Consider the following 571-nt stretch of genomic DNA (forward strand, 5'->3'; position numbering starts at 1 on the left):
GGGTCTGCCGTTGCCCACGCTGCTGGTCACCGCCACCGCGGCGACGGTGACCCGCTGGCGCGAGCTGCGCGGCCAGCACCCGCTCCCCGCCAAAGGTCAGCACCATCGCCGCGATGGTGAGCTCATGGCGCACGGCCAGCTCCGGCTCCGGCACCGGCGACGCGCCGGCGAGCAGCTCGCGTTCGAGCCGCAGCCCCGTGCCGCCGTCGGCGTGGGCGGCGCCGAGGTAATTCAGCAGCAGTTGCGGGGGCCGGAAGCCGGCGAGCCGCTCGGCGGTGTCGGCCCGCAGGTAGCGCAGCAACCCGTAGTCGAGTCCGTCGCCGGGGATGGAAGCCAGCTGCTCCCCCACCCTGCGCGGGTCGGTCGAGTCCAGCCTCACCGGGTAGATGGAGCTGAGCAGCCCGACGGTGTCGCTGGTGTCGATGGTGTGTGCGCCCGGGCCGTCCACCAAACCGTCTGCGCGGCCGTGTGTTTCGAGCGCCAGCAGCGGTGGCGGGGTGGGCTGGCCGCGCAGCTCGCGCCAGCGGGTCACCGTCGCCGCGGTGGCGGTGACCAGCAGCGCAACGGCGAC

Annotated in this window: 1 pseudogene; it reads right to left on the reverse strand. The window is 74.4% G+C overall.

Going from position 1 to position 571, the window contains the following annotated elements:
- Nucleotides 1-571, reverse strand: a pseudogene (locus A5659_RS21850) (hypothetical protein); the annotation flags it as partial.

The sequence above is a fragment of the Mycobacterium sp. 1165196.3 genome, assembly GCF_001673415.1.
Classification (GTDB): domain Bacteria; phylum Actinomycetota; class Actinomycetes; order Mycobacteriales; family Mycobacteriaceae; genus Mycobacterium; species Mycobacterium europaeum_A.